Origin of the sequence: Microbacterium rhizosphaerae, assembly GCF_034120055.1 — a bacterium.
GTDB classification, from domain to species: Bacteria; Actinomycetota; Actinomycetes; order Actinomycetales; family Microbacteriaceae; genus Microbacterium; species Microbacterium rhizosphaerae.
Window position 1 is genome coordinate 1,036,082 of sequence record NZ_CP139368.1, and the last position, 23,580, is coordinate 1,059,661.

Here is a 23,580-nt window from a genome sequence, read left to right on the forward strand (position 1 = left end):
TGCGGTCGACTGCTCGGACGGCCGCGATGACGGGGGACCGAGCAACGGCTCGAGGGCTCCGTCAGGCCGCCGCAGGATGCTGCGCGCCGTGGTGCGATCCGGCGGACGCCTGCGTCCCGCGGATGATCGCGTCCATGCGCGCACCGAACTCTTCGGGTGAGAACCGGGCGGCGTGCCGGACGATCGCGGCGCGATCGAAGCGGTCGGGGAACGCGCTTACGGCCTCGACCACCGACGACACCGTATCGTGCTCGATGAACAGCCCCGACACGCCTTCGTGGGTCGAGTCGAGGAATCCTCCGGCCCTGAGCACGAGCGCCGGCGTGCCGAAGGCATTCGCCTCGATCGGCGTCAGGCCGAAGTCCTCGTGAGAGACCGAGATGAGCGCGCGAGCGTGGGCGTAGAGCCATCGCAGCTGCTCGTCGGACACGTGGCCGAGCGCCGTCACGTTATCGGGGGCCGGCTGCGAGCGGTCGGCTCCGACCACGACCAACCGTTGTGAGGGCATGAGCGCGAAAGCGTCGTGCAGGACCTCGGTGCCCTTGTATCCCCTCGGGCGAGCGACGGTGAGGAAGAAGCCGCCGTCCAGCCCGGGGATCGACTCCGCACTCCCCGTGACGTCGATGGAGATCGGCGGATACACCACCTGCGCCTCGATTCCGTAGACGCGGTAGATCCGGTCGGCGACAGAAGTGGAGTTGGCGACATAGACGTCCGCACTCGCGGCCGCGGCGGCATCCCACCGGCGAAGCGACGGCGACAACGACGCGAGGGCGAACCGCACGGCTGCGGACATGCCGCGCGTGTAGTCCTCATGCTGATAAAGCCACCGTGCCGGATTGTGGCAGTACACGATCTTGCGGGTGCCTGCCGCCGCCCGCAGCCCGTGCGCCCAGCCCGAGCTGCTGCACACGAGAGCGTCGGCTTCGATGGGTGGATGCGCCTTCCATGCGGAGGCGAGGAAGGGGAGCGCCTTCCGGGGATCTGAGCCGAAGCGCTTGACGATCCGGGAATCGAGCTCGTGGATCGGGTAGGTCCGCGCACTCCCGAATGTCTGATCGGGTTGGTACACCGACGTCACGACCTCGACGGCGCCCAGCCGGTGCGCGAGTTCGAGCGCCACCCGCTCCGCCCCGCCGCGCTGAGTGAAATAGTCGTGCGCGACAACGACGCCGCGCGCACGCGTGTGCGGGCTCTCCAAAATGCTCTCCCCAGATAGCACCACGAACCACGCCGAGCATCCCACTGCTCGGCAGCCCGCAGAGGTCGACCGTCGGTGCATCCGCGTTCCCCAGTGGTTCGCGGAGCAGTCATCCTCGGGTGAGACCTGCGCGGGAGTCTACATCGCCGTCACGTCGGACGACAGGGTCGACGTGGGCTCGAGGCTTCGTCCCGGCGCCGTTCTCGCCGGCACCGCGCCGAGCATCGACCGGTGCGGCCCTACGCCGGAAGAGGTCGGTTGCCCGGACGACGAGCCGCCCGCGGCGCGCGCCGAACGGACGCGGTCTCGACGCGCGATCGACTGACCGGGGCGGCCGAGGCGGGCCCGCCGAGGAGGCTGACGACGGTCGACGCGACGGCCTTCTCCGCGAAGTCCGTGCCCGAGACCGCGGCGGCGAGCGCCGAAGCGGCGTCCTCGACGGCCCGAGCGCGCAGCAGTGCCTCGCTGTGCACCGCCACGTCGGCGTCGGCATCCGCGACCACCCGCCGACGGCGGGCGCGCTCTGCCTCGTCGATCCTCATCGGGTAGAGGTCGTGCTCCAGGGCCAGGGCGGCGTCGGCGCGTCGGCGCCTGCTCAGCCGCAGGGCGCGCTCCGCCTCCTCGCGGGCGTTGCGGGCGGCGGCCACGGCCTCGTGGACGTTCGCGTGCGTCGTGCTCATCGATTCCTCCTCGACCGCGGATGTGCGGCGGCTGTCGGCTTTCCGGGAAAGGCACTCCCGGCGGTGCGATCCACGTATGGTGGGAGTGATCATGAGGGTGATTTCGTACAACCTCCGCAAACACCGAGCCGTGGGTGAACTCGCGGCGATCGTCGAGGCGCATGCCGCCGACATCCTGTGCCTGCAGGAGTGCGACACGACCGACATGCCGTTCGAGCTGGCGGGGCTGCGCCTGGCGGACTCCACCCAGCGCAACCGCCTCGGGCTCGCGGTGTACTACCGCGAGAACTCATACCGGACCCTCGAGGTGCGGTCGATGGCTCTCAAGAAGTCGCTGCACGACCGGGTGCTCAAGCCCGCGGAGGAGCGCATGCTCGGTGTTCGCCTGCACGATATCGACGCGGGTCGCGAGATGATCGTCGCGTCGTTCCACGCGGCACCGCTGACCGCGCTCAACTCGCTGCGGCGGCACCAGATCCGCGCCGCGCTCGAAGAGCTCGAAGAGCTCGGCCCCGGCCTGCCCGCACTCATGGTCGGCGACTACAACTACCCGGTGTTCAAGGAGAATCTCGGGCAGAAGATCCGCGAGCAGGGGTACGAGCTCAGCATGAGCGACGCCCACACGTACACGCGCTACCGGTTCTTCCGGGGCCACTACGACTTCGCGACGTCATCGGGATTCGACATCAAAGCGGTGCGCACCCTGCCGCAGGGCCTCAGCGACCATCTGCCCGTGCTCATCACGGCCGAGGTCGGGACGCCGCCGGCATCCGCGGGCGCGGCGGAGGGCAGCCCCGCCGAGGAGAGCCTCGCCGAGGAGAGCCCCGCCGAGCAGGGCACGGAGACAGACGCCGGAGGTGGGTAGGCTGGGGTGGTCGACTCGACCCGAGGGAGCCCTGGAATGTACATCGTCTGCCTGATCCTGTTCGTCGGCGGGATCATCCTGATGGGCCTGTCGTTCTCGCTCGCGCCGTTCCAAGCCCTGTTCTTCATGCTCGGTCTGCTCGCGGTCTGCGCGGCCCTCGCCATCCCGATCCACGCGTCGCGGCACTCGCTGCGCAAGTAGCCTCTCGCGCACGGCGTCGATTGGCGTCTGCATCCGTCTTCGCGTAGACTCTTGCTTTGGTGTGCGCGCCCTGCTGGCGTGACACCACGAACGTGAGCCCTCCACTGGCGTGTTCCACCCCTCGACCCCTCGACAAGCTCGGGGACCGGCCGGGGACCACAAGGCGGAACCACCCCGGAGCGGGATTCACGAACCTCTCCGTTCGACAAGAAAGCAGCACTATCGTGACGCGCACATACACCCCGAAGGCTGGCGAGACCCAGCGCGAGTGGCTGGTCATCGATGCGACCGACGTCGTCCTCGGACGACTCGCCTCGCACGCGGCCGCCCTCCTCCGCGGCAAGCACAAGCCGACCTTCGCGAACCACATCGACACCGGTGACTTCGTCATCATCGTCAACGCCGGCAAGGTCGCGCTGACGGGACAGAAGCTCACCCAGAAGATGGCGTACCGCCACTCGGGCTACCCGGGCGGTCTCAAGGCGGTCTCCTACTCGGAACTTCTCGAGAAGAACCCCGTCCGCGCCGTGGAGAAGGCCGTGCGCGGCATGCTCCCGAAGAACAGCCTGGGCCGCCAGCAGCTCTCGAAGCTGAAGGTCTACGCCGGTGCCGAGCACCCGCACGCCGCTCAGCAGCCCAAGACGTACACCTTCGACCAGGTCGCCCAGTAAGCGCCGCCCAGAATAAGGACATACTCGTGGCAGACATCGAAGAAACCACCAGCTACTCCACCGAGACCCCGGCCGACGTGGCCGCCGTCGCCGTCGAGCGCCCCGTGCTCAGCGTCCCCGGCGCCGCCGTGGGCCGCCGCAAGCAGGCCATCGCCCGCGTGCGCCTGATCCCGGGCTCGGGCACCATCACCATCAACGGCCGCACGTTCGAGGACTACTTCCCGAACAAGCTGCACCAGCAGCTGGTCACCGACCCCTTCACGGTCCTCAACCTCACCGGCGCCTACGACGTCATCGCCCGCATCTCGGGCGGCGGCCCCTCGGGCCAGGCCGGTGCGCTCCGCCTGGGCATCGCCCGCGCGCTGAACGAGATCGACGTGGAGAACAACCGCCCGACCCTGAAGAAGGCCGGCTTCCTCTCGCGCGACGCTCGCGTGAAGGAGCGCAAGAAGGCCGGTCTCAAGAAGGCCCGCAAGGCTCCTCAGTACTCGAAGCGCTGATCGGTCCGATGCCCCTCTTCGGCACGGATGGGGTGCGGGGACTGGCCAACGGCCCCCTCACCGCCGATCTCGCGCTCACCCTGGCCCAGGCGACTGCCGTCGTCCTGGGCCAGGGCCGTTCTGCGGAGGCGCGCAAGGCCGCCGGCAAGCGCCTGACCGCGGTCGTCGCCCGCGACCCGCGCATCTCGGGCGAGTTCCTCAGTGCGGCCGTGGCCGCGGGTCTGGCATCGTCGGGGGTCGACGTCCTCGACGCCGGCGTGCTCCCGACCCCCGCGACGGCATTCCTCATCGCGGACATGGACGTCGACTTCGGCGTCATGGTGTCCGCCTCGCACAACCCCGCCCCCGACAACGGCATCAAGATCTTCGCGCGCGGCGGTGTCAAGCTGCCCGACGTCGTCGAGGCGCGCATCGAGAGCGCGATGAGCGGGCCCAAGCTGCTGCCGACGGGCGCGGAGGTGGGCCGCATCCGCCGTTTCGCCGACGCCGAGGACCGATACGTCGTCCACCTGCTGGGCTCGCTGCCGCATCGGCTCGACGGCATCCACGTCGTCCTCGATTGTGCGCACGGCGCCGCGTCGGGCGTCTCTCCCGAGACGTTCCGTGACGCCGGCGCCCGCGTCACCGTCATCGGCGCGGACCCGGACGGCCTCAACATCAACGACGGCGTCGGCTCGACGCACCTCGACAAGCTCGCCGCCGCCGTGGTCGCGCACGGCGCGGACGTCGGCATCGCCCACGACGGCGACGCGGACCGCTGCCTCGCGGTCGACGCCCACGGCAAGGTCGTCGACGGCGACCAGATCATGGCGATCCTCGCGGTCTCCATGCAGGAGCGCGGCCATCTCAAGGACGACACGCTCGTGGCGACGGTGATGAGCAACCTCGGCCTGCACCGCGCGATGGCCGACCACGGCATCCGCGTCGAGCAGACCGCTGTCGGCGACCGCTACGTGCTGGAGCGCATGGACCAGGGCGGATTCTCGCTCGGCGGCGAGCAGTCCGGCCACGTCATCATGAGCGAGTACGCCACGACCGGCGACGGTCTGCTCACCGGCCTCCACCTCGTCGCCGAGATGGCGCGACAGGGCAAGACCCTCGCGGAGCTCGCGTCGATCATGACCGTGTTCCCGCAGATCCTCGTGAACGTCACGGGCGTCGACCGTGCGCGTGTGGACGACGAGGGCGTGCAGGATGCGGTCGCCCGCGCGACCGCCGAGCTCGGCCTCTCCGGCCGGGTGCTGCTGCGGCCGAGCGGCACCGAGCAGCTCGTGCGCGTCATGGTCGAGGCGGCCGACCAATCCGTCGCCGACGACGTGGCGCACCGCCTCGCCGACGTCGTGCGAGAGCGCATCTCGCTCTGAGGATCAGCCCCAGGCCATCGACTCGATGTAGCGCAGGAGCACGCCCTCGCGCAGCGCCCACGGCGAGACCTCGAGCTCGTCGACATCGAGCGCGCGCATCGCCTCGTGGAGGACGATCGCGCCCGCGACGATCTGGAAGGTGCGGTCCGGCGTGATGCCGGGCAGCTCCTGGCGGGCGGATGCCGGGATCCGTGCGAGGCGCGGGATCCACGAGCCGAGCGCGGAGCGCGGGAGCACCATGCGCTCGATGCCGCTCCAGCCGGGCACCGGGTAGCCGGCCAGGCGCGCCAGCGAGCGGATCGCCTTGGACGAGCCGACGACGTGATCCGGGCGCGGCTGAGAGCGGAATCTCTCTGCCGCGGGCGCCAGTGCGCTGCGGGCGTGGGCCCGCAGCTGCTCGACCGCATCCTCTCCGGGCGGGTCGACGGGCAGGAACTGGACGGTCATGCGGCCCGCGCCGAGGGGGACGGATGCCGCCACCTCCGGCAGCTCGTCCGGACCGGACGCGAGCTCGAGCGAGCCTCCGCCGATGTCGAACAGCATGATCTGACCGGCCGACCAGCCGAACCACCGCCGCACGGCGAGGAACGTGTACTGCGCTTCGGCCTCTCCGCCGAGCACCTGCAGCGGCTGGCCCAGGGCCTTCTCGATCTGCGCGATGACGCTGTCGCCGTTCGTGGCCTCGCGAACGGCGGAGGTCGCCGTCGCGAGGAGCTCGTCGACATTCTCGGCGTCGGCCATCTCGCGGGCCTGGGTGACCGCATCCACGAGTCCGCGCACGCCCTCGTCGCTGATCGAACCGTCTGGCTGCAGGAACCGCATGAGGCGCAGCACGGTGCGCCGGCTCGTCGTCGCCAGCGGCCGCCCGCCGGGGCGGACGTCGGCGACGAGCAGGTGGACGGTGTTCGAGCCGATGTCGAGGACTCCGAGGCGCACGGGGGAAGCGTATCGGGTCGGGATCGCGGGGCGCCGGTGCATGACACCGGCGCCCCGCTGCCGTCGCCCGGAGGGAGTCGGGCGGCGAGTCCTCCACGGTCGACGCGGGCCGGTCAGGCCACCCCGGCGAAGCGCAGCAGATCGATCATCTGGAAGTCGGTGTGCTGACGCGTGGGATCGATCGTCGGCAGGAACGGCTGCCAGTCGGGATCCTGCGCGAGGTAGGACGTGCTGTCACCCTCGATCAGGCCGAGCATGACCTCCGCGACGATGCGTCCGCCGACCGGGCCGAGCCGCTCGCCGTCGCCCGCCACGTCCGCCTCGCGGAGCACGTAGAACCACAGCGGCGTGCGGTCGTCGAGGCCGTACTGCTGCAGGTCGGCGAGATCGCTCCCGCGCAGCTCGGGAGCGTTCATGGCCCGTGCCACGCGCTGCCCCGAGGGGAGCGAGAACGTCAGATGCCGCAGCAGGTTCCGCTGCGCGAGCGATGCGGGGTTCGTCTTGGCGTCGGGCCGTGCGACCACCGACCCAGGCAGCGTGAACAGCGCGGTCGACAGGGTCGTGTCGATCTTCTTGTTGGGGCGGACGTTGCCGTCGCCGAAGTCGAAGAACGTCGGCCAGTCGACGAAGCGGCGTGGTGCGCGGCATCCCCCAGACAGGTCGTCGGGGTCGCCGCCGGGCAGCGAGTCGGCGGTGAAGATCATGCCGAAGAACGGGGTGCCGCCCGGGTTGCCGGTGAAGTTCGCGCGGTAGGACGGGCGGATCTGGCTGTGGCCGAAGCGGTAGGCGGCGACCGAGAACTCCACGGGGATGAACGGCTCGTTGTTCCACGAGTAGAACCTGCGGCCGTTCGTCAGGACGTCGGTGACGACGTCGTCGCCGCACGTCTTGGTGAGGAAGTGGTGCACGACGATCCACTGGTAGTGCCAGCGGACGATCCGCTGCGCCTCGGTGAAGGCCTCGCCCGGATTCGTGATCCCGAGGTCGCTGCGCACATGGTCGAGGACCGCGTTGTGGAAGCGCAGCATCCCGGTCTGCAGCTGCGAGACGATCAGGTTCTCGTCGTCGCGGGGATCGCCGATGAGCGCGACTCCCTGGCTGTTGCGCGGCACGTCGTTCTTCCCGGGGGTGCCGGTCTCTTCGAGGAGCATGGCGATGCCGCCGGAATGCTGGTCGTACAGATGGGGGGAGATGTTGGGCCCGGATCCGTAGATGTTGTCCAGACCGAGGCTCGGCGTGCGGAAATTCGAGATCTGCTCGGGGTCGACCGCGCGCGAGAGGCTCGAGGTCGGGTCGAACGTGATGTCGTGGTCGATGAACTGCCCGAGGAACGTGTCGCCGGCGACGTGCGTCGTGCTGTTGCGGTTGTGCTGCGACAGCGCCGGATCGACGATGAGCTGAACCGGCCCTGCGGCGAGGTCGTCCTGGGCATCCATGATTCCGCCGGGCTTGCCGATGTCCAGCAGCGCGGCGCGGATCTCAGGGGTGTCGGCGGCGAATGGCGGCAGCGAGCCGAACATGCGGCCGAACCGGCCCGAGTCGTAGTACTTCGATCGCGGCGGAACGATGTCGACGGTGTACGAGCCGTGGCGGGTCATGTTCTCTCCTCCAGGTATGCGACGAACGAGCGACGCGATGGTCCACGTATTCGGGAGGAGGGATGCATCCCGGGGCTGATACATCGGCGCGCAGGGGTGCCGGGTACGATGATCGGCGATGTCCGCAGACCCCTCGGCCGGCACGGCCGCCGCCCCGCAGCTCTACCGCGAGATCGACCGCGACGAATGGGCGCGCCTCGCCGCGGGCATTCCGCAGCCGCTGAGCGAGACCGAGGTCGTGCAGATCCGCGGGCTCGGGGACCGGCTCGATCTCGCGGAGGTCCGCGAGGTCTACCTGCCGCTGAGCCGTCTGCTCAGCCTGTACGCGAATGCGACGAAGCGCCTCGGGGCGGATACGAGCGACTTCCTCGGCGAGCCCGACGTCACGACCCCGTTCGTCGTCGGCGTGGCGGGATCCGTCGCCGTCGGCAAGTCCACGATCGCGCGCCTGCTCCGCGAGCTCATGAGCCGCTGGTCCGACACCCCGCGCGTCGAGCTCGTCACGACCGACGGCTTCCTCCTGCCCAACGCCGAGCTCGAGCGCCGCGGGATCATGGACCGCAAGGGCTTCCCCGAGTCGTATGACCGCCGGGCGCTCCTGGACTTCCTCACCGCGGTGAAATCGGGTGAGCCGGAGGTGAAGGCGCCGGTCTACTCGCACGTCCGGTACGACATCATCCCCGATGCCCACATCACCGTGCGTCGCCCCGACGTCGTCATCGTCGAGGGCCTCAACGTGCTGCAGCCTCCGCCGAGCCGCAACGACGTCGCGGTGAGCGATCTGTTCGACTTCTCGGTCTACGTGGATGCCGACGCCGACCACATCGCCCAGTGGTACGTGGACCGCTTCCTCGCGCTGCGCCAGAGCGCGTTCGCCAATCCGACGTCGTTCTTCCGCGTGTTCGCGGAGCTCAGCGACGACGAGGCGATCGAGCGCGCCATGCGCTTCTGGAACGAGATCAACCTCCCGAACCTCGAGGAGAACGTGCTTCCCACGAGGCACCGGGCGTCGCTGGTGCTGCGCAAGGGAGCGGACCACAAGGTGGAGAGCGTCCTGCTCCGCAAGCTGTGATGCGAAGCCGATACCGGGTTTGTACAGGGGATTAGCAATCGCCTGCGCCTACCCTGGAACGCATGTGTGGAATCGTCGGATACGTCGGCCCTCGCCCGAGCCAGGACATCCTGCTGTCCGGCCTCGCCCGACTGGAGTACCGCGGCTACGACTCCGCCGGCATCGCCGTCATCGACGATGCGGGCTCGCTCGACATGCGCAAGCGCGCGGGCAAGCTCGGCGTCCTGCGCGAGGACCTGAAGGCCGCGCCGATGCCCGACGGCACCACCGGCATCGGCCACACCCGCTGGGCGACCCACGGCGGCCCGACCGACGTCAACGCGCACCCGCACCTCGCCGACGACGACAAGCTCGCCGTCATCCACAACGGCATCATCGAGAACTTCGCCGCCCTGAAGAACGACCTGCTGTCGGACGGCTACGAGTTCAAGAGCGAGACCGACACCGAGGTCGCGGCCGTGCTGCTGGGTCGCGAGTACCGCGCGAACGGGGGAGACCTGGTCGCCGCGTTCCGGGCGACCGTGGCGCAGCTCGAGGGCGCCTTCACACTGCTGGCCGTGCACCAGGACCAGCCCGGCCTCGTCGTCGGCGCACGCCGCAACTCGCCGCTCGTCATCGGCCTCGGCGAGGGCGAGAACTTCCTCGGTTCCGACGTCGCGGCCTTCGTCGAGCACACGCGCAACGCTCTCGCCATCGGCCAGGACGAGATCGTCGCCATCACGCCGGACGGCGTCCAGGTCACGGACTTCGACGGCAACCCGGTGCAGCCGGAGCCCTTCGAGGTCACGTGGGATGCCGCGGCCGCCGAGAAGGGCGGCTGGTCGTCGTTCATGGCCAAGGAGGTCTCCGAGGAGCCCGAGGCCGTCGCGAACACCATTCGCGGACGCATCCACGAGGGCACGGTCGTCATTCCGGAGCTCGATGGACTCGACGATCTCTTCTCGGGAATCTCGCGCATCGTCGTCATCGCGTGCGGCACCGCCGCGTACGCGGGCCAGGTCGGCAAGTACGCGCTCGAGAAGTGGGCGCGCGTTCCGGTGGATGTCGAGCTCGCCCACGAGTTCCGCTACCGCGACCCCGTGATCGGACCCGGCACGCTCGTCGTCTCGATCAGCCAGTCGGGTGAGACCATGGACACGCTGATGGCGGTCAAGTTCGCGCGCGAGCAGGGCGCCAAGACGCTGTCGATCTGCAACACGCAGGGGGCCACCATCCCGCGCGAGTCGGACGCCGTCGTCTACACGCACGCCGGTCCGGAGGTCGCGGTCGCGTCGACCAAGGCCTTCGTCGCGCAGATCACCGCGCTGTACCTCCTCGCGCTGCACGTCGGTCGCATCCGCGACACGATCGCGGCCGTCGACATCGCCGAGCACGTCCGCGAGCTCGAGGCCATCCCGGCCAAGATCCAGCGCGTGCTGACGCTCGAGCAGGCGCACATCGAGCAGCTCGCGCACTGGATGGCCGACACCCGCTCGGTGCTGTTCCTCGGCCGCAACGTGGGCTACCCGATCGCTCTCGAGGGCGCGCTGAAGCTCAAGGAGATCTCGTACATCCACGCCGAAGGCTTCGCCGCGGGCGAGCTCAAGCACGGCCCGATCGCGCTCGTCGAGCCCGGCCAGCCGGTGTTCGTGCTCGTGCCGTCGCCGCGCCACTCGGCTCTGCTGCACTCCAAGGTCGTCTCGAACATCCAGGAGATCCAGGCTCGGGGCGCGCGCGTCATCGTCATCGCGGAGGAGGGGGATGCCGCGGTCCTGCCGTTCGCGGACGAGGTGCTGCACATCCCGCTCGCCGGTGCGATGTTCGAGCCGCTGCTGGCGGTCGTCCCGCTGCACATCTTCGCCATGGGCCTCGCGACCGCGCGCGGCCTCGACGTCGACCAGCCGCGCAACCTCGCGAAGTCCGTCACCGTCGAGTGAGCGACTGCCCGCTGGGCGGGATTCGCTCGCGATAGGGTCGAGGATGCCGTGCGCCCGGACGCGCCCGGCGAGCGAACGAGACCGGCGGGAGGCGACATGATCATCGGCATCGGCGTCGACCTCGTCGACATCCCGCGGTTCGAGCGGCTGGTCGAGCGGACGCCGCGGCTGCTGGCGCGGCTCTTCTCCGAGGCGGAGCGGCAGCTCAAGCTGCACTCGCTCGCGGCGCGCTACGCCGCCAAGGAGGCCCTGATCAAGGCGCTCGGCGACTCCGACGGGCTGCACTGGAGCGAGATCGAGATCGCATCGGAGCCGTCCGGCAAACCGGTCTTCGCGCTGTCCGGAGAGACGGCCGCGATCGTGGCGGCCCGCGGCATCGACGCCCTTCATCTGTCGCTGTCGCACGACGCGGGACTCGCGACGGCGTATGTCATCGCCGAGCGGCTCTCGGACGCGGAGGCTCGCGCGTGAGCGTCCTGCGGGAGGCGCTCATCGACGTGGGCGCCATCGAGGAGAACACGCGGCACATGCGGCGGCTCACGGGCGTCGACGTCATGGCCGTCGTCAAGGCCGAGGGATACGGTCACGGGGCCGTGCGATCGGCAGCGGCCGCGCTCGCCGGAGGCGCGAGCCGCCTCGGCGTCACCGACGTGGCGGAGGCGCTCGCCCTCAGGCGGGGCGGCATCGACGCGCCGGTCGTCGCCTGGCTGCACGCGCCGGGGCAGTCGTTCGCCGAGGCTGCGGCCTCGGGCATCGAGATCGGCGTCTCGACGATGGATCAGCTGCAGGCGGCGGCCGCCGCCGCATCCTCCGAGCACGCGGCCGGCGTGCACCTGAAGCTCGAGACGGGCCTCGGTCGCAACGGCATCGCACCGGCGGATTACGCCGCGGTGTTCTCCGAGGCCGCACGCCTCGAGCGGATCGGCCGTGTGCGGATCGTGGGCCTGTTCAGCCACCTCTCCAACACCTCCGCGGAGGACGACCGTGCCGCGCTCGCGGCCTTCCTCGACGGTGTCGACGCCGCGGCGCGGATCGGCATCCGCCCGCAGCTGCGGCACATCGCCGCGACGCACGCCGCGATCGAGATCCCCGAGGCGCGCCTGGACTGCGTCCGCATCGGCATCGGCATCTACGGCCTGTCGCCGTTCGCCGATCGCACGTCGGGCGACCTCGGACTGCGGCCCGCGATGACCCTGCGCGGCGAGGTCGCGGCGGTGCGCCGCGTGCCCGCGGGCCAGGGTGTCTCGTACGGCTACACGTATCGCACCGAGCGCGAGACGACGCTGGCCCTCGTCCCGCTCGGCTATGCCGACGGCGTGCCTCGCCAGGCGTCGGGTGCGGGGCCGGTGGTCATCGGGCGTCAGCGGTTCCACGTGTCCGGACGCATCGCGATGGACCAGTTCGTCGTCGATGTCGGGGATGCGCCCGTGCGGATAGGCGACGACGTGACCCTGTTCGGCGACCCCACGCTCGGCGCGCCGGCCGTCGAGGAGTGGGCGGACGCCGCATCCACCATCAACTACGAGATCGTGACGCGGATCGGCCCGCGGGTGCCGCGCAGGCAGGTGCGGGGATGAGCCTCGAGCAGCTGGAGGGGCGGCACGAGATCGTCGCTCCCGCAGACATGGAGGCCCTCGGCGCGCGGATGGGCGGGATGCTGCGCCCCGGCGACCTCGTCGTGCTCACGGGTCCGCTCGGCGCCGGCAAGACCACTCTCACCCGCGGCATCGCGGCGGGACTGGGCGTGCGCGGGCCCGTGCAGAGCCCGACCTTCGTGATCGCCCGCACGCACCCGTCGCTCGTCGGGGGCGCTCCGCTCGTGCACGTCGACGCGTACCGGCTCGGCTCCGCCGCCGAGCTCGACGACCTCGACGTCGACGTGGACAACTCCGTCGTCGTCGTCGAGTGGGGTCGCGGCATGGTCGACGGCCTGCGTGACGCGTGGTGGGAGGTCGAGCTGGACAGGTCGTGGCATGGTCGAGGCGTCGACACCGCGTGCGGCGTGGTCGCGCACGCGGACGAGCTGGATGCCGACTCCCCCCGCATCGTGACGATCAGCCGACGGCCCTAGCCTCACCGCGCGGCGCGAACCCACAGCCGACTGGCCTGCGGGGTCGTGGTCGCCAGGACGATGTGGCCGTCGAAGGCGGCGGCCGCCGCATCCTCCGTCTTCGCCGGCATCGGCACCGCTGACCACCCGGTGCAGTCCACGCCCACCGACCACAGCGTCGCCTCGTGGTCGATCGATCCGACCACGAGGGCCCGGTCCGTCGTCAGGACGACCTGGGTCACGTCGATCAGCCCGTGTCCGGGGCCTTCGGATGCCGCTGTCTGCGCGCCGGACGGATCTGTTCGCCAGCACTCCAGGCGCTGAGCGCTACTCACGGTGCTGCCGATGACGACGCATCCGTCTTCCGCGCATGCGGCCGCGCGGGCCTGCGCATCCGTCGTCGAGGAGAGCGGGGTGCGAGACCAGCGGACGCCGTCGGCCGATCGCCAGATGAGCGGTGAGGTGCGCGCTCCGCGCATCGTCGAGCCGGACAGCAGGAAGCCCTCGACGGTCGAGGTCGCGCCGCTCGCGAACGTCTGCTCACCGGGGTCCGAGGCGAGCCCCGCGGCATCGGCGATGCGCATCCATCGGACCCCGTCCTGCGTCAGCCACACCGCCGCACCATAGCCGTGCGGGCCGTCCCAGGCGCCGGAGATGAGCGTCCTGCGCGCGGAGCTGGTCATCGCCGTCACTCCGATCGCATCCTCGCCGCCGAACAGCGTGTACGGCTGCTCGTGCTCATTGAGGCGGCGGAGGTCGCCCGCCCACGTCGTCGGCCGCGGGTTGCTGTGGGCGCCCCCGTAGGCCTGGCCATACGCGACGACACGTCCGGCCGCATCCGTCCCCATGATGAACTGCGCGACCTCCCCGTAGCCCGTCACGGCGTGGGTACGCAGCCGCGTCCAATGCGTGAGGTCGGACGTCGTCCACGCCGCGGGCGCCCGAGCGGAGCCGTGCGGCACCGAGCCGAACGCGAGGAGCGTGCGACCGGTGGTCGTCATCGCGAGCACGCGCGCACCGGATGCGGGCGGAGCGATCTCGGTCCATCCCGAGACGGGCGGGGTGGAGGACGTCGCTGTGACGACATGCCTGGGCGCCGGCGGCCCCGCGGTGCATCCGGCCAGCGCCAGCGCGCACACGAGCGCCGCGAGCGCCGCTCGTCGTCCCGCCGATCCCCGCACATGCCGACACTACGACGGCCGCGACTACCCTGGAGGGATGATCCTCGGCATCGACACCTCGGTGGGCACGAGCGTCTCCGTCGTCGACCCCGACGGAGTCGTGCGCGCCGCGGAGTCGAGCCAGAACCCGCTCGGACACGCAGAGGTCATCGGCACCCTCATCGCCCGCGCGCTCGAAGACGCGGCCGTCACTCCCGCTCTGGGGGTGACCTTCCGCACCGACGACTCGATCACGCATGTCGCTGCCGGCATGGGGCCGGGACCGTTCACCGGCCTGCGGGTGGGCATCGCCGCGGCGCGCGCGTTCGCGCTCGGCCGCGGCATCCCGGTGATCCCGGTCGTGAGCCATGACGCCGTCGCTCTGGGGTACCTCCTGCAGGCGGCCGTCACGGGCGACGACGAACAGCTGATCGCCGTGGTCACGGATGCGCGCCGGCGCGAGTTCGCGTACACCGTCTACGACGGGATGGATGCCGACGGCCTCCCCGTCCGTGCGACCGAGCCCGCCCTCATCCCTCGCGACGACCTCGATGCACGCCTCGCGGAGCTCGGAGCGCTGCGGCTGGACGCCCCCGCCGTGCCCGCCGCGCTCATCGGCGTCGCGGCATCCCGAGCCCTGGCCGCCGGCCGCACGATCGGGCCGGACGATGCGCTCTACCTCCGGTCACCGGATGTGACCCTCCCGGGCGCACACAAGCGGGTGACGGCGTGAGCCGCGCCGCGACCGTGGCCGACCTCGACGCGATCATGGCCCTCGAGCGAGCCTCATTCCCGACCGACGCCTGGTCGGAGACCATGATGCGCGCCGAGCTCGAGTCGTCCCACAACCGCTACTTCGTCATCGAGACCGCGGGCCGCATCGTCGCGTACGGGGGAGTGCGCGCGCTGAGCGGGTCGAAGGATGCCGACATCCAGACCATCGCGGTCGACGCCTCGGCACGCGGCCACGGGCAGGGCCGCGCCCTGCTGCGCGACCTCCTGACCGCGGCGCAGGAGCGCGGAGCGGCGCAGGTGTTCCTCGAGGTGCGTGCCGACAACCCGGTCGCCCAGGGTCTCTACGCATCCGAGGGCTTCGCCGAGCTGGGGCGCCGTCCGGGCTACTACCAGCCCGATGACGTCGACGCCGTCATCATGCGCCTCGACCTGGAGCGGTGGGCCCACGCATCGGCGGCGGCCGGAACCGACGGAGGAGTCTGCACGTGAACGACCCGCTGGTGCTCGGCATCGAGACGAGCTGCGACGAGACGGGCATCGGCATCGTCCGCGGTCGGACGCTGCTGTCCAACACGATCGCGAGCTCGATGGACGAGCACGCCCGCTACGGCGGCGTCGTGCCCGAGATCGCCGCTCGGGCCCATCTGGAGGCGCTGCAGCCCGCGATCGAGGCTGCGCTCCGCGAGGCGGGCGTACAGCTCGACGACCTGGACGCCATCGCGGTGACGAGCGGGCCGGGCCTCGCGGGCGCACTGATGGTCGGCATCGGCGCGGCGAAGGCGCTCGCGGTGTCGCTCGACAAGCCGCTCTACGCCGTCAACCACCTCGTCGGGCACATCGCCGCGGACATCCTGGATGCATCCGCGCCTCCCCTCGAGCTCCCGACGGTGGCGCTGCTGGTGAGCGGCGGCCACACGTCGCTGCTGCTCGTCCGTGACCTCACGACCGACGTCGAGCTCCTCGGCGAGACGGTCGACGACGCCGCCGGCGAGGCGTTCGACAAGGTCGCACGACTGCTCGGGCTTCCCTATCCGGGGGGTCCGGAGATAGACCGGGCCGCGGCATCCGGCGACGCCCACGCGATCCGCTTCCCGCGGGGGCTCTCGCGTGCGAGCGATCTCGACAAGCACCGCTACGACTTCTCGTTCTCGGGACTCAAGACGGCGGTCGCCCGCTGGACCGAGCAGTACGACGGAGAGCTGCCGGTCGCGGATGTCGCCGCGTCCTTCCGAGAGGCCGTCGTGGACGTCCTCGTCACGAAGGCGCTCGCGGCGTGCGCCGACCACGGCGTGCCGAGGCTCCTTCTCGGCGGCGGCGTCATCGCCAATCGGCGTCTGCGGGATGTCGCGCTCGCACGTGCGGCCGAGGCCGGAGTCACGGTGCGCATCCCGCCGCTCAGTCTCTGCACGGACAACGGGGCGATGATCGCCGGACTCGCCGCCGAGCTCATCCGGTCGGGCCGCAAGCCTTCGACGCTCGAGTTCGGGGCGGACTCGACCCTCCCTGTCACCGAGATCCAGGTCGCCGAGAGCGTCGCCGTGGCATGAGTGACCCGACCGACGGCGGCGCAGCGGAGGAGATCCGCGCAGGAGCGGCTGCATCCGCGCCGGATTCTCCGCAGAACGGAGGATCTCCGCAGAACGGGGGCACCGCGCCCGGCCCTGCGCCCGGCCCTGCGCCGGGCCCTGCGCCCGACGGCCGCGCGGCGCGGATCGAGGCCGCCCCGCCCGACCTCACCGCAGCGGCGGATGCCACACCCCTGCCGGGTGCGCACCGCGGAGGCTTCTCGCGCGAGCTCACCGGACCGGTCAGCATCACGATCGAGTCCGCGCCGGTGCAACCCGGCACGGAGGATGCGCTCGACTACACGCCGGCGGAATGGGTCGCGGCTGCGCCTCGGGCGCGATTCGGCGGGTGGGCGCTGGCTTTCGCCATCGTCGGCCTCCTCGTCTCGTTCCTCGTCGGCTGGGGCTTCCTGCTGGGCGTCGTCGCCATCATCGGCGGCGGCTCCGCCCTGCGCCGCGGTGAGCCGAAGAGCGTCGCGGTCTGGGCGATCGCGCTCGCGGGCCTGTCGCTGCTCTACAGTGCGGGGTGGCTGATCTGGGCGGCGAGCCAGGGCGCACTCGCCCTGCCCTGACGGCCGGAGGCCGGCGCCACGTGCCGGGTCAGACGCGGTCGGCGAGGATCGCGAGCCGCCTGCCGCCGCGTCGGGTGAGCAGAAGCGTCGCCTCCTCGTCGCCGCGGAGCCTCAGCTGGGTGCGCAGCTTCGCCGGATCGATGTCGACGCCGCGCTTCTTGATCTCCAGCCGCCCGATACCCCGGTCGCGGAGGGCCTTGCCGAGGCCCTTCACGTCGGCGGGAAGCGTCTCCCGCACCCGGAAGGTCGACACGAACGGAGACGTCACAGCGGCGTCGCCGGTCAGGTAGGCGACGCCGGGCGCCAGCATCCCGGCCTCGAGCGAGCGGGCGACATCGCCGATGAGGCGGGCGCGGATGACGGCCCCCTCCGGCTCGTGGACGAAGGCGCCGAGCTCGCGCACGGGCTCGTCCTGCGCATCCACCGCCGACGTCAGCTCGTTCCCGACACCGTTGCGCACGACGAGCGCCGCGCGTGCCACACCCGGGCGGGCCAGCGCGCCGGACCACATCACGAGCTCGATCGTGGAGCCGTCCACGGCGATCCACTGCGCCTCGACAGCGTCGGGGATGAGCTCGCGGTCGAAGGCCGGCCCCAGCTTGATCCCGGTCGGCATGCGCTCCGCCAGCTCGAACGCCCAGTCGAGCGACGGCGTGTAGTCCTCCGCGCGAACGCGGGAGGTCTCGGTGTGCCCCGCGGTGCGGCGGGCGGGATCGAGCCAGACCGACTCCACGGCGGACAGATCGGATGCCTCGGCCTCCCCGTGCTGGACAGTCACGGCGCCCCCGAAGGGCGCCAGGTTGTACGCCGCGATGGCCGCGGTCACCTCGTCGGCGTCGACGGCGAGCACCCGCATCCCGATGCCGGCGAAGCCGAGCGCGTCGCCGCCGATGCCGCAGCCGAGGTCGGCCACGCTGCCGAGACCGGCATCCCGGAATCGACCCGCGTGCCGTGCCGCGACCTCGAGGCGCGTCGCCTGCTCGAGCCCGGCGCGCGTGAACAGCATCCGCTCGGCGAAGGGACCGAACTTGGCCTCCGCTCGCTCCCGCAGCCGTGCCTGGCCCACGACCGCCGAGACGAGGTCGGCCGAGTGTCCCGCCGCGCGCAGCCTCGACACCGCACGAGCGACATCCCGGATGTCTGTCGCCTTCGTCTCGTCGAGGAGCTGCAGCCCCTCGGGCGTCAGCAGGGCCCGCAGCTCGCTCATCTCCACAGCACCCAGCCTAGGCATCCGGTTGTGTCGTCGATTGGCACTCGCGTTGCATGAGTGCCAGTCGTCGTCCTACACTTTCATCAGCACTCACATGCGTCGAGTGCTAACGAGTCTTCACTCCAAGAAGGAAGAGGTACACCGTGTCGGTTTCCATCAAGCCGCTCGAGGACCGGATCGTCATCAAGCAGGTCGAGGCCGAGCAGACCACCGCGAGCGGTCTGGTCATCCCCGACACCGCCAAGGAGAAGCCCCAGGAGGGCGAGGTCGTGGCGGTCGGCCCCGGCCGCATCGACGACAACGGCAACCGCATCCCGCTCGACGTCGCCGTCGGCGACCGCGTGATCTACAGCAAGTACGGCGGCACCGAGGTCAAGTTCGGCGGTGACGAGCTGCTCGTCCTGTCGGCGCGCGACGTGCTGGCGGTCGTCGTCCGCTGATCGGCGACACCTGCTTTCCGAAGGGCCCGGATGCCACGGCATCCGGGCCCTTCTGCGTCCCCGCGTCGCACCCCGCGCGTAGGCTGGTGCGGTGAGTCCTCCCCCTTCGTCCCCCGGGCCCGCGGGCGGCCCGGAGGCGGCTCGGGTCGAGGCTCTCGCGGACTGCACGGAGGTGCTGGGCACCGGTGTCGTGCCGGTCGCCGCGTCCGATCGCGAGCGGCGGCGCGGGGTCGTCTACACGTTCTCCGCCTACCTGCTGTGGGGCGTGTTCCCGCTGTACTTCCTCCTGCTCGCCCCGACGGGGCCGTGGGAGATCGTCGCGTGGCGCATCATCCTCTCCTTCGTCTTCTGCGCGCTGCTGCTCACGGTCACGCGCACGTGGCCGAAGCTTCTGGCCATCGTTCGACAGCCGCGGCTGCTCGGCTGGACCGCGGCGGCCGGCGTCCTCATCTACGTCAACTGGCAGACGTACCTCATCGGAACGCTGACCGGAAACGTGGTCGAGACGAGCCTCGGGTATTTCATCAACCCGATCGTGACCGTGCTGCTCGGTGTCCTGGTACTGCGTGAGCGCATCGACGTCCTGCAGTGGGTGGCGATCGGCATCGTGGTCGTCGCCGTGATCGTGAGCGTCGTCGCCTACGGCGACGTGCCGTGGATCGCGCTCATCCTCGCGTTCTCGTTCGGCTTCTACGGACTCGTCAAGAAGCGGATCGGCACCGCGGTGGATGCCGTGAGCGGCCTGACCCTCGAGTCGTTCTGGCTGCTGCCCGTCGCGATCGTCGAACTCATCGTCGTCGGGATGACGAGCGGACTCACGATCTTCGGCTACGGGCCATGGCACGCCGTGCTCGTGCTGATGGCGGGCGTCGTGACCGCGGTCCCGCTCCTCCTGTTCGCGTCGGGCGCGCGTCGCGTGCCGCTGACGATCGTCGGCCTGCTGCAGTTCATCACGCCGATCCTGCAGTTCCTCGTCGGCGTCGCGATCCTGCACGAGCCGATGCCCCCGGCGCGCTGGATCGGATTCGGGCTCGTCTGGATCGCGCTCATCCTGCTGACGGTCGACTCGCTGCGCAGCGTCCGACGGTCCCGCGCCGCGGCCTGAGGCCGCGGCATCCGTCTGCCCGTCACGGGAATGAAACGCTCAGGCGGCGCGCTTTACAATCGGTAGGCCGGGACCCGCGTCCCGCCCCGGTCGTCGTCGTCCCACCCCGCCGCGGGATCACTCCACTGCGGCATCTGGAGGAGAATCCCATGGAGCAGCCTGACCCGTTCGGTTTCGTCGGACTCACGTACGACGACGTCCTGCTCCTGCCGGGGCACACCGACGTCATCCCCAGTGAGGCCGACACGTCGTCGCGGGTCACGCGTCGCATCACGGTCGCCACGCCGCTCATCTCGAGCGCGATGGACACCGTCACCGAGGCGCGGATGGCGATCGCGGTCGCGCGCGAGGGCGGTCTGGGCATCATCCACCGCAACCTGCCCATCGAGGACCAGGCCGCGATGGTCGACCGCGTCAAGCGCAGCGAGTCGGGCATGATCTCGAACCCCATCACGACGACCCCCGACGCCACCGTGGACGAGGTCGACCGGCTGTGCGCGCAGTACCGCGTCTCGGGTCTCCCGGTCATCGACGACGATCGGCGCCTGGTCGGCATCATCACCAACCGCGACATGCGGTTCGTGTCGGGATTCGAGCGCAAGTCGACCTACGTCAAGGACGTCATGACGAGCGAGAACCTCGTCACCGGTCACGTCGGCATCGGAGCCGGCGAGGTCATCGCGACGTTCGCGAAGCACCGCGTCGAGAAGCTTCCGCTCATCGACGACGACGGCAGGCTCGCCGGCCTCATCACCATCAAGGACTTCGACAAGAGCGAGAAGTATCCGCTCGCCACCAAGGACGAGCAGGGGCGCCTGCGCGTCGGCGCGGCGATCGGGTTCTTCGGCGATGCGTGGCAGCGCGCCGAGGCGCTCCGCGATGCCGGTGTCGATGTGCTCGTCGTCGACACCGCCAACGGGCAGTCCGCCGGCGTCATCGACATCGTCAAGCGCATCAAGGCCGATCCGACCTTCGACCACATCGACGTCATCGGCGGCAACGTGGCGACCCGCGAGGGCGCGCAGGCGCTCATCGACGCGGGTGTGGATGCCGTCAAGGTCGGCGTCGGTCCGGGCTCCATCTGCACCACGCGCATCGTCGCGGGCGTCGGCGTGCCCCAGGTCACCGCGGTGTACGAGGCATCCCTCGCGGCGCGCGAGGCCGGCGTCCCGATCATCGCCGACGGTGGCCTGCAGTACTCGGGCGACATCGCCAAGGCGCTCGTCGCGGGCGCGGACGCGGTCATGATCGGCTCGCTGTTCGCCGGCACCGACGAGAGCCCGGGCGAGATCGTCTTCCAGGGCGGCAAGCAGTTCAAGCTGTACCGCGGCATGGGCTCGCTCGGTGCCCTGCAGACGCGCGGCAAGAAGACCTCCTACTCGAAGGACCGCTACTTCCAGGCCGACGTTCCAAGCGACGACAAGCTGATCCCCGAGGGCATCGAGGGTCAGGTCGCGTACCGCGGCCCCGTCTCCGCTGTGGCCTACCAGCTCGTCGGCGGCCTGCGGCAGTCGATGTTCTACGTCGGCGCCCGCACCGTCGAGGAGCTCAAGACCAAGGGGCGCTTCGTGCGGATCACCGCGGCCGGGCTCAAGGAGTCGCACCCGCACGACGTGCAGATCGTCGTCGAGGCGCCCAACTACAAGAAGTAGTCGCACTGCGCTAGTCTGGTCGGCTCTGCATCCGAATGGCGATGCGGGGCGGAGGGACAGCCCCGTGGGATACATCGATGTCGCCGGCGTGAGCTTCACGCTGCCCGATGGCCGGCCGCTCCTCGACGAGGTCTCGTTCCGCGTCGGCGAGGGGCGCACCACCGCGCTCATCGGCGCCAACGGCGCAGGCAAGACGACGCTCCTGCGCATGATCCGCGACGAGGTCGTTCCCGACAGCGGTGTCGTCTCCGTCGGGGGCGGACTCGGGGTCATGGATCAGTTCGTCGGCCACAGCCGACCGGGCCAGACCGTGCACGACCTGCTCGTCGCCGTGGCGCCCGACCGCGTCCGCGGCGCATCCCGCGAGCTCGACGCATCCGAGATCGCGATCATCGAGCGCGACGACACCGACACCCAGCTGCGCTACGCGACCGCGATCGCCGACTACGCCGATGCGGGCGGCTACGAGCACGAGACCGTGTGGGATGCCTGCACCACGGCGGCTCTCGGCATCCCCTTCGAGCGCGCCCGGTTCCGCGATCTCGAGTCCCTGTCCGGCGGCGAGCAGAAGCGACTGGCGCTCGAGGCGCTGCTGCGCGGACCCGACGAGGTGCTGCTCCTCGACGAGCCGGACAACTACCTCGACGTTCCCGGCAAGCGCTGGCTCGAGGAGCAGCTGCGGGCGACGCCCAAGACGGTGCTGCTCGTGTCGCACGATCGGGAGCTGCTCGCGCGCGCTGCAGAGCGCATCGTGACGCTCGAGGTCGGGGCGGCGGGCAGCTCGGCATGGGTGCACGGCGGTGGCTTCGCGAGCTACCACCAGGCCCGCGAGGACCGGATGGCCCGCCTCGACGAGCTGCGCCGTCGCTGGGACGAGGAGCACGCCAAGCTCAGGAACCTCGTCGCCACGCTGCGCGTCAAGGCCGCCAACAGCGACGACTTCGCCTCACGGTACCGCGCCGCCCAGACACGGCTGCGCAGGTTCGAGGAGGTCGGACCGCCCGAGGAGCGGCCGCGCGAGCAGCACCTCACGCTGCGCCTCCGCGGCTCGCGCACCGGCAAACGCGCCGTCGTCGTCGAGGGTCTCGAGCTCACCGGCCTCATGCGGCCGTTCGATCTCGAGGTCTGGTTCGGCGATCGGGTCGCCGTGCTCGGCTCGAACGGGTCCGGCAAATCGCACTTCCTGCGCCTGCTCGCAGGCGGTGGATCCGACCCGGACGCGCTGCTCGGCCACGTCACGGCAGTCGGTGCGACGCTGGAGCCGGTTGCGCACGCCGGCCGCGCCGTCCTCGGCGCGCGCGTCGTTCCCGGCTGGTTCGCCCAGACCCACCGGCATCCCGAGTTCACGGGCCGCACGCTCCTGGAGATCCTCCATCGCGGCGACGCGGAGCGGCCGGGGATGCCGAGGGATGCGGCGAGCTCGGCGCTCGACCGCTACGGGCTCGTCGCCCAGGCGGAGCAGCCCTTCGAGTCGCTGTCGGGCGGCCAGCAGGCGCGCCTGCAGATCCTGCTGCTCGAGCTCTCGGGTGTCACGCTGCTGCTGCTGGACGAGCCGACCGACAACCTCGACCTCGTCTCGGCCGAGGCTCTCGAGGATGCCCTGGCGCGCTTCGAGGGGACGGTCCTCGCCGTCACGCACGACCGTTGGTTCGCGCGCTCCTTCGACCGCTTCCTCGTGTTCGGGGCGGACGGCCGCGTGTACGAGTCGAATGAGCCGGTGTGGGACGAGGCCCGGGTGGCGAGAGCCCGCTGAGTCGGGTCGGGCCGGGTTCAGAAGGGCCGAACTCCGCGGAGCGAGGTTGGACTCAGCCGCCGAGCCCGGCCTGCTCGAGCGTGATGAGCTGGTCGGCGGGAGGGGCAGTGAGGGGCCGGACGACGCCCCAGTCCCTCATTTGAGCGGTCGCCGTCGCCATTCGGCCCTGCACCTCGAACGCGTACTTCAACTGGAGCGGCAGGTTCTTCGCATCCAGCCAATAGTCGTATGTGATGTCCTTACCGCTCGATAGGGATTTGAGTTCATCGCCGGTCGGACCATTCACCTTCGACGGATCGATCGTCACCTGGTAGTGAGTGGTCGGCATCCCGAA

Annotated in this window: 25 protein-coding genes; 18 read left to right on the forward strand and 7 right to left on the reverse strand. The window is 70.6% G+C overall.

Annotated elements, in window-relative coordinates:
• Positions 1-61: 61 nt before the first annotated feature.
• On the reverse strand, positions 62-1,201 hold the full coding sequence (locus SM116_RS04565) for a glycosyltransferase (protein ID WP_320943277.1): 1,140 nt from the start codon (positions 1,199-1,201) through the stop codon (positions 62-64).
• Positions 1,202-1,440: 239 nt separating this feature from the next.
• Positions 1,441-1,881 (reverse strand): hypothetical protein, encoded by a 441-nt coding sequence (locus SM116_RS04570; RefSeq protein WP_320943278.1) that lies wholly within the window; start codon positions 1,879-1,881, stop codon positions 1,441-1,443.
• A 91-nt stretch (positions 1,882-1,972) separates the two neighbouring features.
• Between SM116_RS04570 and SM116_RS04575 the strand changes: the two genes are divergently transcribed.
• The 5 genes from SM116_RS04575 (at position 1,973) to glmM (ending at position 5,482) form a co-directional block, all read left to right on the forward strand.
• On the forward strand, positions 1,973-2,746 hold the full coding sequence (locus SM116_RS04575) for an endonuclease/exonuclease/phosphatase family protein (RefSeq protein WP_320943279.1): 774 nt from the start codon (positions 1,973-1,975) through the stop codon (positions 2,744-2,746).
• A gap of 36 nt (positions 2,747-2,782) precedes the next feature.
• Positions 2,783-2,947, forward strand: coding sequence for a hypothetical protein (locus SM116_RS04580; RefSeq protein ID WP_320943280.1), 165 nt, complete (start codon positions 2,783-2,785; stop codon positions 2,945-2,947).
• A gap of 224 nt (positions 2,948-3,171) precedes the next feature.
• Positions 3,172-3,618, forward strand: a complete 447-nt coding sequence (gene rplM / locus SM116_RS04585; RefSeq protein ID WP_320943281.1) for a 50S ribosomal protein L13 — start codon at positions 3,172-3,174, stop codon at positions 3,616-3,618.
• Between the two features lie 26 nt (positions 3,619-3,644).
• Positions 3,645-4,118: a 30S ribosomal protein S9 gene (gene rpsI, locus SM116_RS04590; RefSeq protein WP_320943282.1), complete on the forward strand. Its 474-nt coding sequence runs from the start codon at positions 3,645-3,647 to the stop codon at positions 4,116-4,118.
• 8 nt (positions 4,119-4,126) lie between these two features.
• Complete coding sequence (gene glmM / locus SM116_RS04595; protein ID WP_320943283.1) at positions 4,127-5,482, forward strand: phosphoglucosamine mutase; 1,356 nt, start codon at positions 4,127-4,129, stop codon at positions 5,480-5,482.
• A gap of 3 nt (positions 5,483-5,485) precedes the next feature.
• Here glmM and SM116_RS04600 read toward each other — a convergent pair whose 3' ends face one another.
• On the reverse strand, positions 5,486-6,418 hold the full coding sequence (locus SM116_RS04600) for a Ppx/GppA phosphatase family protein (RefSeq protein WP_320943284.1): 933 nt from the start codon (positions 6,416-6,418) through the stop codon (positions 5,486-5,488).
• A 113-nt stretch (positions 6,419-6,531) separates the two neighbouring features.
• Complete coding sequence (locus SM116_RS04605; RefSeq protein WP_320943285.1) at positions 6,532-8,016, reverse strand: peroxidase family protein; 1,485 nt, start codon at positions 8,014-8,016, stop codon at positions 6,532-6,534.
• Between the two features lie 118 nt (positions 8,017-8,134).
• Between SM116_RS04605 and coaA the strand changes: the two genes are divergently transcribed.
• The 5 genes from coaA to tsaE all read left to right on the forward strand — a co-directional run bounded on the left by coaA (position 8,135) and on the right by tsaE (position 13,075).
• On the forward strand, positions 8,135-9,088 hold the full coding sequence (coaA, locus tag SM116_RS04610; RefSeq protein ID WP_320943286.1) for a type I pantothenate kinase: 954 nt from the start codon (positions 8,135-8,137) through the stop codon (positions 9,086-9,088).
• Positions 9,089-9,150: 62 nt separating this feature from the next.
• Positions 9,151-11,004, forward strand: a complete 1,854-nt coding sequence (glmS, locus tag SM116_RS04615; protein WP_320943287.1) for a glutamine--fructose-6-phosphate transaminase (isomerizing) — start codon at positions 9,151-9,153, stop codon at positions 11,002-11,004.
• Positions 11,005-11,100: 96 nt separating this feature from the next.
• Positions 11,101-11,475 carry a holo-ACP synthase gene (locus tag SM116_RS04620; RefSeq protein WP_320943288.1) on the forward strand — a complete coding sequence of 125 codons (375 nt, stop codon included), beginning with the start codon at positions 11,101-11,103 and terminating at the stop codon, positions 11,473-11,475.
• 56 nt (positions 11,476-11,531) lie between these two features.
• Positions 11,532-12,581 (forward strand): alanine racemase, encoded by a 1,050-nt coding sequence (gene alr / locus SM116_RS04625; protein ID WP_425563300.1) that lies wholly within the window; start codon positions 11,532-11,534, stop codon positions 12,579-12,581.
• Positions 12,578-13,075: a tRNA (adenosine(37)-N6)-threonylcarbamoyltransferase complex ATPase subunit type 1 TsaE gene (tsaE, locus tag SM116_RS04630; RefSeq protein WP_320943290.1), complete on the forward strand. Its 498-nt coding sequence runs from the start codon at positions 12,578-12,580 to the stop codon at positions 13,073-13,075. The genes alr and tsaE overlap by 4 nt, the downstream gene beginning before the upstream one ends.
• Before the next feature lie 2 nt (positions 13,076-13,077).
• On the opposite strand, the gene SM116_RS04635 is transcribed toward tsaE, so the two are convergent.
• Positions 13,078-14,235 carry a hypothetical protein gene (locus SM116_RS04635; RefSeq protein WP_320943291.1) on the reverse strand — a complete coding sequence of 386 codons (1,158 nt, stop codon included), beginning with the start codon at positions 14,233-14,235 and terminating at the stop codon, positions 13,078-13,080.
• A gap of 37 nt (positions 14,236-14,272) precedes the next feature.
• Between SM116_RS04635 and tsaB the strand changes: the two genes are divergently transcribed.
• From tsaB to SM116_RS04655, 4 genes are read left to right on the forward strand one after another with little or no spacing between them, the layout of a single operon-like run.
• Positions 14,273-14,947 (forward strand): tRNA (adenosine(37)-N6)-threonylcarbamoyltransferase complex dimerization subunit type 1 TsaB, encoded by a 675-nt coding sequence (gene tsaB / locus SM116_RS04640; protein WP_320943292.1) that lies wholly within the window; start codon positions 14,273-14,275, stop codon positions 14,945-14,947.
• A complete protein-coding gene (gene rimI, locus SM116_RS04645; RefSeq protein WP_320943293.1) occupies positions 14,944-15,438 on the forward strand; it encodes a ribosomal protein S18-alanine N-acetyltransferase in 495 nt (164 codons plus the stop codon). Before tsaB ends, rimI begins: the two co-directional genes overlap by 4 nt.
• Positions 15,435-16,496, forward strand: coding sequence for a tRNA (adenosine(37)-N6)-threonylcarbamoyltransferase complex transferase subunit TsaD (gene tsaD / locus SM116_RS04650; protein WP_425563294.1), 1,062 nt, complete (start codon positions 15,435-15,437; stop codon positions 16,494-16,496). The genes rimI and tsaD overlap by 4 nt, the downstream gene beginning before the upstream one ends.
• Positions 16,493-17,086 (forward strand): hypothetical protein, encoded by a 594-nt coding sequence (locus tag SM116_RS04655; protein ID WP_320943294.1) that lies wholly within the window; start codon positions 16,493-16,495, stop codon positions 17,084-17,086. Before tsaD ends, SM116_RS04655 begins: the two co-directional genes overlap by 4 nt.
• A 28-nt stretch (positions 17,087-17,114) precedes the next feature.
• On the opposite strand, the gene SM116_RS04660 is transcribed toward SM116_RS04655, so the two are convergent.
• A complete protein-coding gene (locus SM116_RS04660; protein WP_320943295.1) occupies positions 17,115-18,299 on the reverse strand; it encodes a THUMP-like domain-containing protein in 1,185 nt (394 codons plus the stop codon).
• Between the two features lie 140 nt (positions 18,300-18,439).
• Between SM116_RS04660 and groES the strand changes: the two genes are divergently transcribed.
• The 4 genes from groES (at position 18,440) to SM116_RS04680 (ending at position 23,246) form a co-directional block, all read left to right on the forward strand.
• On the forward strand, positions 18,440-18,736 hold the full coding sequence (gene groES / locus SM116_RS04665) for a co-chaperone GroES (RefSeq protein ID WP_191719721.1): 297 nt from the start codon (positions 18,440-18,442) through the stop codon (positions 18,734-18,736).
• 190 nt (positions 18,737-18,926) lie between these two features.
• Positions 18,927-19,841, forward strand: coding sequence for an EamA family transporter RarD (gene rarD, locus SM116_RS04670; RefSeq protein ID WP_320944097.1), 915 nt, complete (start codon positions 18,927-18,929; stop codon positions 19,839-19,841).
• 149 nt (positions 19,842-19,990) lie between these two features.
• On the forward strand, positions 19,991-21,493 hold the full coding sequence (gene guaB / locus SM116_RS04675; RefSeq protein ID WP_320943296.1) for an IMP dehydrogenase: 1,503 nt from the start codon (positions 19,991-19,993) through the stop codon (positions 21,491-21,493).
• Positions 21,494-21,557: 64 nt separating this feature from the next.
• Entirely contained in the window at positions 21,558-23,246 is a 1,689-nt protein-coding gene (locus SM116_RS04680; RefSeq protein WP_320943297.1) for an ABC-F family ATP-binding cassette domain-containing protein, read from the forward strand.
• Between the two features lie 52 nt (positions 23,247-23,298).
• Here the strand turns inward: SM116_RS04680 and SM116_RS04685 are convergent, their stop codons facing one another.
• A complete protein-coding gene (locus tag SM116_RS04685; protein WP_320943298.1) occupies positions 23,299-23,574 on the reverse strand; it encodes a hypothetical protein in 276 nt (91 codons plus the stop codon).
• Between the last annotated feature and the right edge of the window lie 6 nt (positions 23,575-23,580).

Coding starts and splice junctions, on each gene's coding strand:
- SM116_RS04655 (WP_320943294.1), top strand. CDS start 16,493: ATGAGTGACCCGACCGACGGCGGCGCAGCGGAGGAGATCCGCGCAGGA.
- guaB (WP_320943296.1), top strand. CDS start 19,991: ATGGAGCAGCCTGACCCGTTCGGTTTCGTCGGACTCACGTACGACGAC.
- SM116_RS04575 (WP_320943279.1), top strand. CDS start 1,973: ATGAGGGTGATTTCGTACAACCTCCGCAAACACCGAGCCGTGGGTGAA.
- SM116_RS04570 (WP_320943278.1), bottom strand. CDS start 1,881: ATGAGCACGACGCACGCGAACGTCCACGAGGCCGTGGCCGCCGCCCGC.
- SM116_RS04605 (WP_320943285.1), bottom strand. CDS start 8,016: ATGACCCGCCACGGCTCGTACACCGTCGACATCGTTCCGCCGCGATCG.
- alr (WP_425563300.1), top strand. CDS start 11,532: ATGCGGCGGCTCACGGGCGTCGACGTCATGGCCGTCGTCAAGGCCGAG.
- SM116_RS04580 (WP_320943280.1), top strand. CDS start 2,783: ATGTACATCGTCTGCCTGATCCTGTTCGTCGGCGGGATCATCCTGATG.
- tsaB (WP_320943292.1), top strand. CDS start 14,273: ATGATCCTCGGCATCGACACCTCGGTGGGCACGAGCGTCTCCGTCGTC.
- coaA (WP_320943286.1), top strand. CDS start 8,135: ATGTCCGCAGACCCCTCGGCCGGCACGGCCGCCGCCCCGCAGCTCTAC.
- tsaE (WP_320943290.1), top strand. CDS start 12,578: ATGAGCCTCGAGCAGCTGGAGGGGCGGCACGAGATCGTCGCTCCCGCA.
- glmM (WP_320943283.1), top strand. CDS start 4,127: ATGCCCCTCTTCGGCACGGATGGGGTGCGGGGACTGGCCAACGGCCCC.
- SM116_RS04620 (WP_320943288.1), top strand. CDS start 11,101: ATGATCATCGGCATCGGCGTCGACCTCGTCGACATCCCGCGGTTCGAG.
- SM116_RS04685 (WP_320943298.1), bottom strand. CDS start 23,574: ATGCCGACCACTCACTACCAGGTGACGATCGATCCGTCGAAGGTGAAT.
- glmS (WP_320943287.1), top strand. CDS start 9,151: ATGTGTGGAATCGTCGGATACGTCGGCCCTCGCCCGAGCCAGGACATC.